The following is a 15440-nucleotide window of genomic DNA, read 5'->3' as shown; positions in this document are numbered from 1 at the left end:
TTTGACAGCGCCTTCAAGAATTACCTTTTGGTAGTTTCTTTAGAATCCCTGTTGCTTCAGCACAGGGAGTGTCAACTTCTTCCCTTCCTCCTACCCTTCGGGAACGGCTTCGCCGACCGCGTTCTTTGCGTCTTCGCGGTTCATTAAATAAAGACTTTTCCGACACAAAAACACTTTAAATAAGGTTTTGGCCCGATCGATCGAGTACCTCCCAAATCGCCTGCACCAACTTGTCGGGATCTAAAGGCTTGGAAATGTGGCGCCAGAACCCCGCAGCCAGCGCCTGCTGATAGTCAATTTCTCCAGCATAAGCCGTGAGGGCGATCGCCGGAATCCGTCCCCCTTTGTCGGGCGCCAGAGCCCGAACCTGTCGCATCAACATATAACCGTCCGTGTCGGGCATTCCAATATCGCTCAACAGCAAATCCGGCACAGACTCAGTTAAAACCGCCAAGGCATCGGCCGCGTTAGCAACTGCTGTAACACTTGCCCCACACTCCTCAAGCAGAAAAACCACTAAATCTAGCGCATCGGCCTCATCATCCACCGCTAACACCTTGACACCGCTCAAATTGAAGGATTGATCGGGCGACGCAGTTCCCGCAGGACTTGTCTGAGATTGGATCGGCATCAGAGGTATCCTGACAGTCAAGGTTGCACCTTGTCCTTCGCCGGGACTGTCAGATTTCACTGTACCGCCGTGGAGTTCGACGAGATGGCGGACGATCGCCAATCCTAAACCCAATCCGCCAAACTTGCGCGTCATCGAGCTGTCAGCTTGCCGGAAGTAGTCGAATACGTAGGGCAGAAAATCAGGTTCTATACCTTTTCCCGTATCAGTTACAGTAATTTGGGCCAAGGTGTCCACCCGATCGAGAACGACTTCAATTTTGCCTCCGGGCGGGGTGAACTTGACGGCATTTGACAGTAAATTCCAGACTACCTGCTGAAGTCTGCCCGCATCGCCCAACACCGGGCCCAGATGCGGTGCAAATTGAGTGCTGATTTGAATCGACTTGACTTCCGCCGCCAGACGCATCGTTTCAATGGCGGCGCTGATTACCCCAGCTAAATCCACAGGTGCAATATTCAAGCTAACCTTACCTTGCAGAATCCCCGACACGTCAAGCAAATCTTCGATAAGCTGAGTTTGTAGTTTGGCGTTGCGCTCGATCGTCTCTAAGGCATAACGCTGCTTTTCCGGTGTCAGAAGATTCGATTGCAGCAGCTTCGCCCAGCCCATAATCGGGTTTAAGGGAGTCCGCAATTCGTGAGACAAAACAGCCAAAAATTCGTCTTTGACGCGGTTAGCCTGTTCTGCTTCTTCCCGCGCTGCCTTTTCCCGCGCTAGAAGGAGTTCTCGTTCCGCTTCTGCAACTTTTTGATCGGTAATATCGGTGTTAGTGCCACACCAGCGCAGCACGTTGCCTTGATCGTCGCGAATCGGCACGGCGCACGAGAGAAACCAGCGGTACGATCCGTCTTTGCCGCGCAAGGGGAAAGTATCTTCCCAGAGTTCGCCTGTTTCAATGCAGCGCCTAAATTTTTCGACAACGCGCTCGAGGTGTTCCGGGTGGTGTAACAGTTGCCAGCCCCAGCCTCGCATTTCTTCTAGGGTGGTGCCCGTGTAGTCAAACCAGCGCTGATTATACCATAAGCTCGCGCCAGTGGGATCTGTCATCCAGGCCAACTGAGCGATGTTGTCAGCTAGAGCGCGGAACCGAGCCTCGCTTTCGTGCAGCTCATGCAGGGCTCGCGCGTGCAGGATCACCGTCCAGAGGCGAGCCACCACTTCTTGCATCAGCCAAACTTCATCGGGCCGCCAGTGCCGAACCACCTTTGATGTCACCACCAAAAGAGCCACCCAGCGCCCTTCCTGAAGGCAGGGAACATCGACCAAAGCACGAATCGACACGGCACCGTAGTTATCGAATAAATGCGCTGTATGCGGATCATTAGCGATATCTGAGATGACAAGTGTTTGACCAGCCATAGACAGAGCTTTCAGTTCTGGGGTCTTAAAGTCTGAGATTTGATAAGTGCCGACGGCGCTGGCAAGGTCGGACTGATGCCAGTCTTGGTGGACAATTGCCCGATCGGCTTCTACATCGATTTCGTGCCAGATGCAGCGATCGACCTTTAAATATTCTCCCAGACTGTTCATCGCTTCCGACAACATTTCTGCGGGGTTGATGCGCTGTCGCAAGCGGACTTCGAGATCAGAGAGAAACTGCTCGTTAAGTTGGGCTTGTTTGCGATCGTGAATATCAGTATTCGTGCCGATCCACTCGACAATCTGGCCTCCTGCGTCGCGAATTGGCACCGCGCGGGACAAATGCCAGCGTTCCATTTGGTCTGCTGCCCGCCGGAGGCGCAGCTCAACTTGATAAACTTCTCCGCTGATTAGACATTCTTCCCAGCGGGCCCAAGATTCTGCCAAATCCGAGGGCGGGACTAGGGATTCCCAATTGCTTTGAGCGGCTTCCTCGTAAGACATCCCCAGATATTCCAACCATCTTTGTTTATTGGTAAAGCGAATTTCCCTGGCTGAGCTTACGTTCCAAATCAGGTGAGGCAACGACTCAGCCAGAAAGCGGAAGCGGCGGTCGCTTTCTGCTAAGCTTTCTTCGGCTCGTTTGCGATCGTCAATATCAATGCCGATACCAGCCCATTGCAACACCTTTCCCTTCCTATCTTTGACGGGTACAAGTCGCGCTAGATGCCAGCGGTAATTACCATCAAACCTGCGTACCCGACACTCGAATTCGTAGGCTTCCCCTGCTTCAATCGCAGGAGTGCGCGTGGCGACAACTGTTGGCAGATCATCAGGATGAAATAATTGCAGCACCGGCGCAAGCATCGGCAATTCTGGCATCATCCCGGTGTAGCTTTTCCAGTGTTGGTTGCAAAACTCTAACCTGCCGTCGGCGGTGTTGATCCACATTAATTCCGGGACACCATCGGCGAGGGTGCGATAGAGATTTTCGCTGTGCCGCAGTGCTTCTTCTATTTGCCGGCGCTCGGTTTTGTCCTGCATAATTTTCAGGAAACCTTGCACCTCGCCGTCTGCGTCGCGCAGGGGCATCACCAGCCCGCTGCCCCACAAGCGGCTGCCGTCTTTGCGGAGGTGCCAGCGCTCGTTTTCTGCCTTTCCCTGAGTCAGGGCGATGTGCATTTCTGCTTCCGGCATTCGGGCTGCTGAGTCTTCTGGAGTAAAGATGATGCGTCCGTCCAGGCCGACGATTTCAGCTTCGGTATAGCCCAGCAATCTCTGGGCGCCTGCGTTCCAACTGGTAACCTGTCCGTCGGTGTCGAGGGTGAAGATAGCGTAGTCTTTGGCGCTGTCGAGAATCAACTGCAGGTGGGTTTCACGATCGCACAGTGCTGCTTCTGCTTGTTTGCGCTGGGTAATGTCGCTGGTGAAGCCGACTATTTTGGTTGCTTCACCTTGCTGGTTGCGGATCAAACAGCCACGCTCCGAAACATCGATCCAGCGCCCGTCTTGGTGCCGGACTCGGTACTCGATTTCATAGCGATCGGGAATATTAAAGATTGATTGCCCCCCGGCTTGGATGCGTGCCAAATCGACGGGATGGATGCGTTCTCTCCACCACTCTGGTGTTGCCGGTGCATCCTCTGGGTAGACACCGACGATCGAGAACAGTCCCTCGGAACGGTAAACTGAGTTTGCTGCCAAATCCCACTCAAACACCATGCCGTTGATCGCCCTTGTAGCTAATTGGAAACGGTTGTAGCTTTCTTGCAAGGCGAGTTCGGCCATTTTGCGAGCGGTAATTTCCTGTACCACGATATGAATCCCGACAATCTCTCCCCCCCTGTCTCTGAGCGGCCACCAATTCTGGAGCCAAGTGCGAACGACAGTAGGTTGAGCCCTAGTTTTACCCGTGAGTTCAAAATTCCGGATCGGTTCTCCGGTGTCTAGAAGGTGGCCCAACAAAGGTTCGGCTGTGTCTGCCCAGTCGGGGACAATTTCGCGCAGGGTGCGGCCGATGTGCGCTTCGACGGCCAGGCCGTTCATTTGGGCAAACCGCTGGTTGATCCGCACGAACCGCAAATCTGTGTCTAAAACGGCCAAACCCACGGGAGTTGTTTGGTAGAGCGACTCTATCTCTAGAAGTTGACGGCGCACGGTTTGTTCGCTCTGTTGCAGCGCGAGTTCGGCCTTTTTGCGATCGGTAGCATCAAATAATACTCCGATAAACCGCACTGCTTCGCCTGCCTCGTCGTAGAGATAGCGGCCGAACGCGCTCAACCAGCGGATTTCTCGTGTGTCTGCCCGGATGATGCGGTATTCGGGGGAGTAGAGCGATCGTGTTTCCCGAGCTGTTTTGGCTGCTTGCATGACGTGCTTTAAGTCGTCTGGATGCACACACTTTTGCCACACAGCCGCGCTTGCTTCGCCGCCCGGTGTCTGTTCGCAGCCCAAAATGCTGAAATGGGTCGCCGACCAAATTACTCGGTTTGTTCGCACGTCAAAATCCCAGGTTGCCATGCCTGAGCCTTCGATGGCGACGCTCAAACGTTCTTCGCTTTGTTTCAAGGCAATTTCAGTTTGTTTGCGATCCGTGATATCTGTCACGGAACCCACAGCCCGCACGGGATTGCCTGACTCGTCCCAAATTGCTCGCCCTCTGGCTAAAATCCATTTGTAGCGGCCGTCGGGACAGCGAACGCGGTACTCGCAGCAGTAATGTGAGGTTTCTCGATGCAAGTGCTGCTGCCAATTGCTTTGCATCATCTCCAAATCATCGGGATGAATGTAGCTCAAATATTGGCTGAAGTTTTTGACTTCTTCGGGCCGACGTTCCAAAATCTCTAAACAGCGATCGCTCAGGATCTGGCAATTCGTTTTCAGGTTCTGATCCCAAATGCCGTCGTTGTTGCCGGCACAGGCTAGCTGCCAGCGTTCTTCGCTTTCTCGCAAAGCTTCTTTGGTTTGATGGGCGCGATCGATTTGTACGGCGGCAACGGCAAAGTCTGCTAGGGCGATCGCGATCCGCAAGTCTTCGGCATCGAATTGGCGAGCGGAATCGTGAGATACAATCCATATTGCCCCCAGCGGTTGATTTTCTGCTTCCAGTGGCACGACTAACGCTTCGGCGATCGGCAATTCTAGCTGCTGTAAGTCGGTAAAATATTGTTCTGGAGCGAAGTAAAGCTGAGGAGTTTGGCGATCGATCGGGGTTCCCGACAAACGCAATTTGCGGGGTGTGTTTGTATCTTCTGCTGCTTCCCACGCGCCCGCCAATGCCTCCCACCGAAAGATTTGTTCGGAACGGGCATTTTCTTCTAGTAAGCAGACTCCGACACTTCCTGCGCCGCACAAATCTTTCGCGATCGCCACCAGTGTTTTGAGCAGCCTGTGGGGTGAGGTTGCCAATTGTCGGGCCAGCGTTTGCAGCGCTCGGTTTTCTGCTTTGTGATCGTGCGATCGAGGGATGCGGCGCGACAGTTCCTCGGCGATCGGAATGTCGGTTAAATTAGTTTGTGGGGTTGGCCAAGCTTCCATCAATTAGTGGTATCTATGTCTTTCGGTCTGAGCTGGCGAGCGTACATCAGCGCCCTCTTAAAGCATCTGCTATAAATTATAGCATCTACGGAGAGACAGCATCATTTCTCTACTAGCTATCTAGGGAATTTATTTTTAGTTTTCAGGTTAATTGATTGCCTTGCTTACTTTTACTATTGTCGCCACAATATGCACAATTTCATTCCAGAATCGCGCTTTTTTCCCTATCTGACTTGGAGAGAAATTCAGTCTATGCCGGATAAGGAAAATACTGTGATAATTCTGCCGCTAGGTGCGATCGAACAGCACGGCCCCCATTTGCCTTTAATTGTAGATGCGGCAATTAGCACAGCGGTGACAGGCAAAGCCCTGGAAAAGTTAGAGCCAAATATTCCCGCCTATGCTTTGCCACCTTTGTACTATGGCAAGTCGAACGAACACTGCCATTTTCCCGGTACAATTATGCTCAGTGCTCAGACTGTTTTAGCAGTAATCAGTGAAATTGCGGACAGTATTTATCAAGCTGGATTTAGAAAATTCGTGTTAATGAATGGTCACGGTGGACAGCCACAGGTAATGGAAATTGCGGCGCGGGATATTCATCATAAATATCAGGATTTTTCTGTTTTTCCGCTGTTTGTTTGGGGCGTTCCGAATGTGGCTGCTGAATTATTAACTGCAAAGGAATTGGAGTTTGGAATTCACGCGGGCGATGCAGAAACGAGTTTGATGTTGTCAATTTTGCCCGAACAGGTGAAAATGGAACTGGCTATTTGCGAATACCCGCAGGGTTTACCAACAGACAGTTTGCTGAGTATGGAAGGGAATTTGCCTTTTGCTTGGCTGACGCGAGAGTTGACTGAAAGCGGTGTGTTGGGCGATGCGACGGTGGCGACGAAAGAAAAGGGATCTCGTATTCTCGAATCTCTCTCTGACGGCTGGGCACAAGTTATCAAAGATGTTTACAAATTTCGCCAGCCGCGTAGTAATTAAAAATTAAGAATTAAAAACCAAAAATTTTTCTAATTCGTGTCAAAATGAGTCTAAGAAATTTTTTGAGTTGGAAAACTAACGATGAGTGTAAATTCTAAATTGCAGCGCGCATTTGAGCAAGGTCGCGCCCTGAAAATTATCAGCGGTTTAAATAATTTTGACGCCGCCAACGTTGCGGCTGTCGTCAAAGCAGCGGATCTCGGCGGTGCTTCCTTTGTTGATATTGCTGCCGATCGCGATTTGGTATTGATGGCAAAACAGTTGACAAATTTGCCAATTTGTGTATCGGCTGTGGAACCAGAAAAGTTTGTGCCTGCGGTAGAAGCTGGCGCTGATTTGATTGAAATTGGTAACTTTGATGCTTTCTACGCAGTAGGCCGCCGCTTTGAAGCTGAGGAAGTTTTGCAGTTGACTCGCGAAACTCGATCGCTGTTTCCAAACATCACTCTTTCTGTAACAGTTCCCCACATTTTGGCACTCGACAAACAAGTGCAGTTAGCAATTGAATTAGTCAAAGCTGGGGCTAACATCATTCAAACCGAAGGTGGCACAAGCGCTCAACCAATTCACGCCGGCACATTGGGATTAATTGAAAAAGCAGCGCCTACTTTGGCTGCAGCCTTTGAAATTTCCCGCGCCGTATCCGTCCCCGTACTCTGCGCTTCCGGTATCTCCAGCGTCACCGCACCGCTCGCTATTGGAGCCGGTGCTGCAGGTGTTGGTGTCGGTTCTGCTGTCAGCCAACTGAATAGCGAAGTGGCGATGATTGCGGCTGTTCGCAGTTTGGTTGAAGCTTTGGCTTTGGTTTCGCGATCGCACTTGCCAGCTTCAATTTAATTAAGAAGGAAGTTCGGCAACGGATTCTGTAACGGATGTAACGGATGTCCGGAAGAAGGAAGAAGGAAGTTCGGCAACGGATTCTGTAACGGATGTCCGGAAGAAGGAAGAAGGGAGATTTTTCCCATCCCCACTCTTCCCCTCTTCCCCTCTTCCCCTCCTCCAGTTTTCCACTTTTTCACTCTTCCTTAATAATTGATAAACCACATGGCATAATCATCTAATAACTGATTGTTTCGGGAGGTTACATCAACTGATTCTAACTCTGATAAAGGCAACATAAACTTTTGGCGATCGCTGACGCGCTGCACTTCCACAAATATGCCTTCTTCCTGAAGCACCAAATCCTCCAAACGATTAATTGTGAATCTATCAGTATAAGAAGGTTGAGTTTTTTTGAGCCGTGCATATTCTTTTTTGCTGCCCGAACCCATTGTATATTCTTCTTCCCATTCAAACTCTTCTATGCCAGTAACGTGGCAGGGGAGTTGAATATTTTCCTTGATGTAATCTAGATATTTGAGTGAATTTTTTAGGTTGAAATCAATATTTTTTGATCCCAAAATCTTACTGATTTTAGTTTCAAATTGCTTGGTATTAAATGGCATATTTTTATCGAGATGCGCTAACATTTCTGGATCGAACCCCGCTCTCAATTCGGATAATTCCTCCAGCAGGCTCTGAAAGTCGTTGACCGGTTTCGGTCTTCTGCCTGCTACAATGGTTTCATCAAGCTGAACTGGAGGAAGTTCGGATTGTGAAGAAAGGGATTTGCTTTGCTCTAGGCGATCGTCCACTTTAGACTTGTTAACTTTAGACTTGTTAACTTTAGGCTGGTTAACTTTAGGCTTGTTAAATTTAGGCATCGCTCGGTCTCGCTGGATCGGTTTATCAATAAAGTATATCTTGGCAGAAGTACATTCGTGTCTGATAGGAGGAAGCTGTAATGCAACTACTGAAATCACCTGATGAATCGCCAGTCTATCAAGGACAATTCGGCGAATTTACGATTACTCAAAACGATCGCACGGGAGTGTTGATTTACCGCGCTGGATTGGGGGTGGCGGCGCTGTGTTTTGCGATCGGCACTACTCTGGTGCTACAACAGGGCGATAACCCGATGGCAATCCAAGCTGTAACGCCTGTTTTTGCTTGTTTCTGGATTGCTTTAGGCGTCAGCTTGGCAACTATTCACATTTACATGATTGCGCTGCACCGAACACTACAGGCGTTTTGGGCGATCGGCGGCGCGGCAGCATTGTTTGTGGCCCTACAAAGCAGCCAACCTCTAGCTTTAGCAGTGTACGAACATCCCGCGACGTTGTGGGGAATTGGCTTTACTTTTGCAGCCTTAAATGGCATTTATTTTAAGGAAGCATTCTGCTTTAATCGCCTCGAAACTAAGTTTTTGACTCCGGGAGTTCCTTTGTTAATTTTAGGACATATTTTTGGATTTTTGTCAGCCGAAAATGAACAATTTTTGCTGGCAGTTTGGGCGGCTTTGTTTATTATCTTTGCTGTACGCAAGTTTTTTCAACCGATGCCGCAGGATATTGGGGATAAAAGCGTTTTTGAGTATCTTAAACACCAATAATTTGGGAATGGGGCATTGGGAATGGGGCATTGGGCATTGGGAAATTCTATTACTTTCCCACTATTTCCCTCTTCCCCAGTCTCGCCGAATCGGTCTCCATACCCGAAGAAAACATTTAGATCGAGTTAAAATGAGAATTCGTCTAATCCGCCGCCGAGAAATGTGGGCAGTTACCAAGGAAGGTTGGGTAATTGCTCTGATGGGATTAATAATTGCAATGATCTTAATTCTCACAAATATCCATCCGTTTTTGGCGGTAAATGCGCCGATTAAAGCAGATATCTTGGTTGTCGAAGGGTGGTTGCCGGATTATGCGATCGAAAGTGCGATCGCCGAATTCAAAAAAGGCGAATACCGCCAATTAATTACCACAGGAGTTCCTTTAAGTAAAGGCTTCTATCTTGCTGAATATAAAAATTATGCCGAACTAACTGCCGCGACTTTTATTGCGCTAGGATTTGATACAAACCAAGTAGTAGCAGTACCAGCAGCGAGTGTTGTCAAACACCGCACTGCTGCTTCGGCGATCGCACTTCGCGATTGGCTGGCTGCTTCTGCCATAAAAGTTGAATCAATTAATCTTTATTCTTTTGGCCCTCACGCCCGCAGAAGTTGGATTGTTTTCAAAGAAGTCCTGAATCCTGACATTAAAGTCGGGATTATAGCTGCTGACTCGCAAGATTACAACCCACAAGAATGGTGGAAATCGAGCGAAGGTTTTCGGACTGTGATCGGAGAAATTATTGCTTATATTTACGCCCGTTTCGTTGATTGGAAAACCTAGCCAGTAATTGTCAACTTCCCTCTTAATTCTCTTCGCTTTATTAGCGCCTTCGCGGTTCGTAAAAAAATATTTATATAGCAATTATTGTAGGAATCGTAATTTTTTTACCCACCCCAACCCTCCCCTTACCAAGGGGAGGGAGTAAGAAATTAACAAATGATTTAGGATTGCTATATATTAAACAACAAATGATAAAATTATTCTCAGATAAGTTGAGGGTAACTCGTTGCTAGAAGAACGCGCTTACTGGTTGGCATGGTCGCAAATTAACGGTATCGGGCCGATTTTGTTGCAGAGATTGCACCAAAATTTCAAGAGTTTGGCAGAAGCTTGGACTGCAAAACCAGTAGATTTAATGCGAATCGAAGGGTTCGGCAAGCAGATAATTGAAACCATTGTGCAAGAACGAACAAAACTTAATCCTGAAGAATTTATCGAAAAACATCTTATAAAAAATCCCTGTTTTTGGACGCCCGCCGATCCAGATTATCCCCGCTTATTATTGGAAATTCCCAATCCGCCACCAGTGTTGTATTATCGCGGTTTAGTTGATGTAAAAGAGAATCAAGGAATTACACCGACAGTGGCAATGGTTGGTACTCGCAGCCCTACGGAATACGGCAGAAGGTGGACTCGCAAAATTAGTACGGCTTTGGCTAGAAGCGGTTTTACTGTGGTTTCGGGATTGGCGGCGGGCATTGATACAGAGGCTCATACAGGCTGTTTGGATGCGGGAGGAAGGACTTTCGCAGTAGTGGGGACGGGAGTAGATATTGTATATCCTAAACAAAATGAGAGGTTGTGCGATCGCATTTTACAGCAGGGATTGGTAATTAGTGAATATCCGGCGGGGACTCAACCGAATAGAACTAATTTTCCGCGCCGAAATCGCATAATTGCTGGCTTAAGTCGCGCTACAATAGTGATAGAAGCTCCGCATAAATCTGGTGCTTTAATTACTGCTTATCAAGCGAATGATTTTTGTCGGGATGTGTACGTTTTGACAGCAAGATTGGATGATGAGCGTTCCTTTGGGTGTTTGGAGTTGCTGAGTAAAGGTGCTCATCCGATTCTGCCGAGTAGCGATCGACTCTTAAGCGAAGACAGGCTGTTGGAAATGCTCGGAGCTATGCCAAAATTGGATAGAGCCGAGCAGTTGTCGCTATTTCCCCCAAATCCGACGGTTGAGAAGCAAGGGCCGCCGTTGGAGCCGGAATTGGCTAAGGTGTTAAGTGCGATCGAATCTGGGCCGATTTCTTTTGATACAATTGTCGAAGTGTCTGGATTAGAAGCAGGAACAGTTTCTAGTATACTTTTGCAGTTGGAATTGTTGGGATTAGTTTCGCAGTTACCAGGAATGCGATATCAGCGATGCTGATGTGAAAGAAAACTGGGCGGTTGAAACCGCGTCTACACGGACAAAATCCGCCTGCGCGGATTGAAGAGAAGACGCTGTATTTTTCATTGTTGTTTAAGTTTCGATCCCCCTAAATCCCCCTTAATAAGGGGGACATTGAATACTCTTGTCCCCCCCTTATTAAGGGGGGCTAGGGGGGATCGAGCGAACTATTAGAACAATTGCTTGACCCGAAATCGCTCTTAAATCAATCCGAAATTAACCGCACTAATACTGCTAGCAGAAACACCACCCAGAGAAGCTAAAACTTCCCCTGTTTGTGCCAACCGGATTAAAGTTGCACCGCTATCTTGAGCAAGTGCTAATTGCGAGAAACTCAACCCGTTACCCAATACTAACAAGTCTTTACCGACTTCAAAATCGGTAATCGTATCAGTACCGGAATTGGTAGATAGTAGGAATTTATCTACTCCCATTCCTCCTACCAAAGTATCAATTCCCAAACCGCCATTGAGTAAATCATCTCCCTTACCTCCGTAAAGAATATCATTACCCTCATCGCCATTCAAAATGTCAGCACCACGATTGCCAAATAAGACATCATCACCGCTACTTCCCAGGATTGTATCGCTACCTTTGCCCCCGAAAATAGTGTCATTCCCCAGACTTCCATCGAGGGAATCATTGCCCCTCATGCCCATCAACACATTATTCCCGCTGTCGCCACTTAGGATATCGTCGCCATTAGTACCGAGAATTGCATCCGGGGAATTGCTGCCCAAATCAGCATCACCGCTGACAACAGGAGTGGCAATCCCAACAGGTAATACTACAGCTTCAATCCTGCTATCTAAAGCAGTACCAGTATTGTCAGCAACTAGCTGGGAAATAGGTTTATTTCCGGTACCAACTTCTTTGAATTCTTGAGTGGTTGGGCCCAAGGCTACTTGTTGGAGGCGGGCAAGTGATTCAGGAATTGATGTTGCTGTTGGGTTGGAGACAGCGCTATCAATGCGTTGATTTGCTGTTGCCATTACTGTCGCGGATTGCGATGTAATTTGGCTGACTTGTTGAGTGTTGAAACTGGGGTCTATTTGCTGGATTTTAGCGGCTGCTTGCTGAATGATTGGTTCTAAAGCTGCTGCATTGCTGAGGTTTAAGACTGTACCGGATTGAATTTGAGCCGTAATTGAACTGACAACAGCCTTGACAATATCGGTATTGACTGCACTGGATGCACCGTCAATCAAAGCGCTGGTTTGGGTGATGAAGTTTTGGACTTTCACCATTGCGGATAAGACTTGGACTCCGCCCGGTTGGTTATTGTTGGTTGCGTCGATCGGGTCGAAATCGGTGATGTCAACATCAGCGGGAATCGCAAGAGAAGATTTGACAAGAGATTGCGCTTTTTCCGGTGCAACTCCCTTATCAATTAAATCCACTACCAAACTCGTTAACAGCGTGACAACAGTAGCATCCGCAGGTGCTGTGACGGGTGTTTCTAGTGGCAAACCAGTAGCGGTGTCAGTGCCTCCAAAAGCAACTATATTGCCTTCCTCTGCATCAATTTCCCCATTCTTATTTTTGTCAAAGGTTTCCAAGGGAATATCGAGTTCGTATTCACCTTTAGGGCCAGTTGTTGTAGAGGATTCGTTCGCATCCTTTACCCCATTCTTGTTAGCATCAAAGAACACAGTAGCGCCAGCAATGTAACCGTCGATTACAGAACCCTTACCTTGATTGTAAACATCGAAAAATGCTATATCCGATGCACCAGCAGCATCCTTGGCTGTTACCCGAATCCAGTAGTTGCGGCTCTTCGGCAAGCTATTGTCAACCCTGAAAGTGCGGCTGTTGGGGTCGAAATTCATTCCTGTTGGTAAGGGACTAATGCGGTTCCAACTTGTCGGGATTGGCGATCGCCCCCCGCTGGCATTTCGCCACTCGAAATTGGTCACATTTTCATACCAATCAGCAGTGTAAGTCAGGGTATCGTTCGGATCGGGGTCAGTAAAAGTGTCGTTTTGAAAAGTAAACTGCAATCTGTCAGGACTCGAACCCGGTTGCAAGCTCAAACCTTGTTCGCGGAACGGAATGGTCAAGACTGGCGGACGGTTGGGATCAGGGCTCAGATTCAGATTAATATAACCCGATGATCCGCCGAAGCCATCTACTACTATTTTGTAAGTTGTACCAGCAGTAGCAGTAAAATTGACTAGACTGGTTTGACCTCCAGCAGGGTCGTTATTATTGCTAGCAACAGTCGCCAAACTAGAAACAGAACCGCCCGTGTAAACCCCTAGCAAAGTATCGAAAGAACTGCCGGCAGTAGAAACTGTTACCGGGCCAGAACTTGGGGCTGTCCAAGACCACCAAATAGATTTACCACCGCTGTTATCTGCGTGATTTAATTCTCCTGTCTGTTTAGTGCCATTGACATTTAAGCCCGTTGTGGAAAAAGAACTACCGCTGACAGTTTTTGCCTTCTCAAGGTTATCATTTGAGTGCCGCCAATTAGCGGCGTAAATTGCAGTATTGTTCAGCGTGCGAGCATTATTTGTGGAACTCGTTCCTGTGGGTTCGCCGAGATATGTGCGATCGGGATTTGACCAGCGATTAAGCCGCGTAGTGGGAGGATTGGTTGGGTAAGACATTACGGTGTGGAAGGTGTTTGGGCCAGTCTGATCCACATAGCCGTAGGAGTAGGGATAAGCAACAGCACTGCTAACGTTTTCTTCATTGTGGTGAGCACCTAGGTTGTGTCCTAGTTCGTGGCCAAAGGCATAATATCCTACTGCATTATTCGTCTTGACCACACTAAAACCGTACCTTTCAAACCCATAGCTTGGAGTTGTCATTAGATAACCTCTACCGCCGACATCTGAGTTATTAACAAACAAGCTCACCATGTCAGCCGAATGGGTATTCCGCAATTGCTGAACATTGTCTAGAAAACCGTCGGAAGGATTCCTGAGTCGCCCTAAATCAGTGCTGGAATTTCCGCTCTCGGTGTAGGATATCTCCTGTCTGTGTACTATTCGTATCCGCTGGTTGACGCCACTGTTTTGGAAACCTAAATTTGTTTCAGATTCTGCCAGATCAATCAAGGTATTCATGGCAGCAGTACCGCCGGCACCGTTTTTAGCTGACTCGGTATAAACGACCATGACATCTATTTCCACGGGGTCGTCGCCAGTCAAATCTGCGCTCATCTCTGGAAGGTCAGCTAATACGGGGTCGTCGCCAGCCAAATCTGCGCTCATCTCTGGAAGGTCAGCAAAACTGTCTCTGGGAACAGGAACTGCATCACTGTCTTGATGAAAGTCATGAAACTTAGGAAAGGCTGCTTGGTCGATTTCTCGAATGCTGTGCAGACCGTTACCTGCATAACGAATTTGGTAAAATTTGTCTTTATACCTGATATTGCCGATCGCAACGCCATCATTTTTACTCTTTATCAAGATGACTTCACTGTCATCTAAAGCTCCTTGAATTCTGCCAATTCGCACCCAACTTTCTCCATTGGATGAGGTTTCTACTTTGTCAAAGATTACGTCAAAAGACGTATCGTTGAATAAGTTAAGGTTGAGCAGTCCTTCGTCTAAATCCTGTTGTGGGTCGTCTATTAAGCCAAATAAATCCTGTTGTGGGTCGTCTATTAAGTCAAATTTGACGTTATATAACTGCTGTCGCTTAACAGTGGGGTCGTTAAGGTCAGGTTCTGCGACAACTTCCCCCGGGGCCAGGGGAATAAATAAAGAGTTCGGTTTATCTGCTGGGGGAACATTATCAGTGTTGGTAACGGCGACATCGGCTGCATTTAACCCGGAGTAATTGCTATCGGTACTAACAGCAGGGGCAGTCACAATCTGATAAGTCTTATCGCCGTCCGCTACACTGTCGTCCACACCCGTTACCGTAACAGTCTGCGGTTGATTCCAATTAGCAGAATTGAAGGTAATTGATTCGGTCGAAATTACTCCCTCTGCCTCATTGTTGCTACGCACATCAATTTTCACATCAGCAGTCGGTTGGCTGTTGAGTCTGATGGTGAATTGGTCTGTGCCACCAGTTTCTGTAGTTACTAATCCCGATGCCGGGTTAATAATAATGTCAGGTCTTCTAAGTATTGGTGTCGGTGTCGGCGGTGTCGGCGGTGTCGGCGGTGTCGGCGGTGTCGGCGGTGTCGGCGTCGGCGGTGTCGGCGGTGTCGGTGTCGGCGGTGTCGGTGTCGGCGGTGTCGGCGGTGTCGGCGGTGTCGGCGGTGTCGGTGTCGGCGGTGTCGGCGGTGTCGGCGGTGTCGGCGGTGTCGGCGGTGTCGGCGGTGTCGGCGGTGTCGGCGGTG

The 15440-nt window shown here is 48.6% G+C and carries 9 protein-coding genes; 6 read left to right on the top strand and 3 right to left on the bottom strand.

The features are described from left to right. Positions 1-175 precede the first annotated feature (175 nt). On the bottom strand, positions 176-5530 hold the full coding sequence (locus Q5691_RS19225; protein ID WP_333346375.1) for a PAS domain S-box protein: 5355 nt from the start codon (positions 5528-5530) through the stop codon (positions 176-178). A 189-nt stretch (positions 5531-5719) separates the two neighbouring features. On the opposite strand from Q5691_RS19225, the gene Q5691_RS19220 reads away from it, so the two are divergent. Both Q5691_RS19220 and Q5691_RS19215 read left to right on the top strand, forming a co-directional pair. Further along, positions 5720-6523, top strand: a complete 804-nt coding sequence (locus Q5691_RS19220; protein ID WP_333346373.1) for a creatininase family protein — start codon at positions 5720-5722, stop codon at positions 6521-6523. An 81-nt stretch (positions 6524-6604) separates the two neighbouring features. Beyond that, positions 6605-7360 carry a DUF561 domain-containing protein gene (locus Q5691_RS19215; protein ID WP_333149087.1) on the top strand — a complete coding sequence of 252 codons (756 nt, stop codon included), beginning with the start codon at positions 6605-6607 and terminating at the stop codon, positions 7358-7360. Between the two features lie 188 nt (positions 7361-7548). Here the strand turns inward: Q5691_RS19215 and Q5691_RS19210 are convergent, their stop codons facing one another. After that, positions 7549-8226 carry a calcium-binding protein gene (locus Q5691_RS19210; protein ID WP_333213727.1) on the bottom strand — a complete coding sequence of 226 codons (678 nt, stop codon included), beginning with the start codon at positions 8224-8226 and terminating at the stop codon, positions 7549-7551. 80 nt (positions 8227-8306) lie between these two features. Between Q5691_RS19210 and Q5691_RS19205 the strand changes: the two genes are divergently transcribed. From Q5691_RS19205 to dprA, 3 genes are all read left to right on the top strand, one after another. Next, positions 8307-8954: a DUF2301 domain-containing membrane protein gene (locus Q5691_RS19205; RefSeq protein WP_333055172.1), complete on the top strand. Its 648-nt coding sequence runs from the start codon at positions 8307-8309 to the stop codon at positions 8952-8954. A gap of 130 nt (positions 8955-9084) precedes the next feature. Further along, positions 9085-9738: a YdcF family protein gene (locus Q5691_RS19200; RefSeq protein ID WP_333346368.1), complete on the top strand. Its 654-nt coding sequence runs from the start codon at positions 9085-9087 to the stop codon at positions 9736-9738. Positions 9739-9964: 226 nt separating this feature from the next. After that, on the top strand, positions 9965-11116 hold the full coding sequence (dprA, locus tag Q5691_RS19195) for a DNA-processing protein DprA (protein ID WP_333311258.1): 1152 nt from the start codon (positions 9965-9967) through the stop codon (positions 11114-11116). 221 nt (positions 11117-11337) lie between these two features. On the opposite strand, the gene Q5691_RS19190 is transcribed toward dprA, so the two are convergent. Beyond that, positions 11338-15102, bottom strand: coding sequence for a M12 family metallo-peptidase (locus Q5691_RS19190; RefSeq protein WP_333346365.1), 3765 nt, complete (start codon positions 15100-15102; stop codon positions 11338-11340). 40 nt (positions 15103-15142) lie between these two features. On the opposite strand from Q5691_RS19190, the gene Q5691_RS19185 reads away from it, so the two are divergent. Then, positions 15143-15440 (top strand): hypothetical protein (locus Q5691_RS19185; RefSeq protein WP_333346361.1); only part of this gene is annotated, 298 nt, incomplete at its 3' end.

Origin of the sequence: Microcoleus sp. w1-18aA5 (assembly GCF_036701705.1) — a bacterium.
Lineage (GTDB): Bacteria > Cyanobacteriota > Cyanobacteriia > Cyanobacteriales > Microcoleaceae > Microcoleus.
This window is presented reverse-complemented; position numbering and strand designations above follow the sequence as displayed.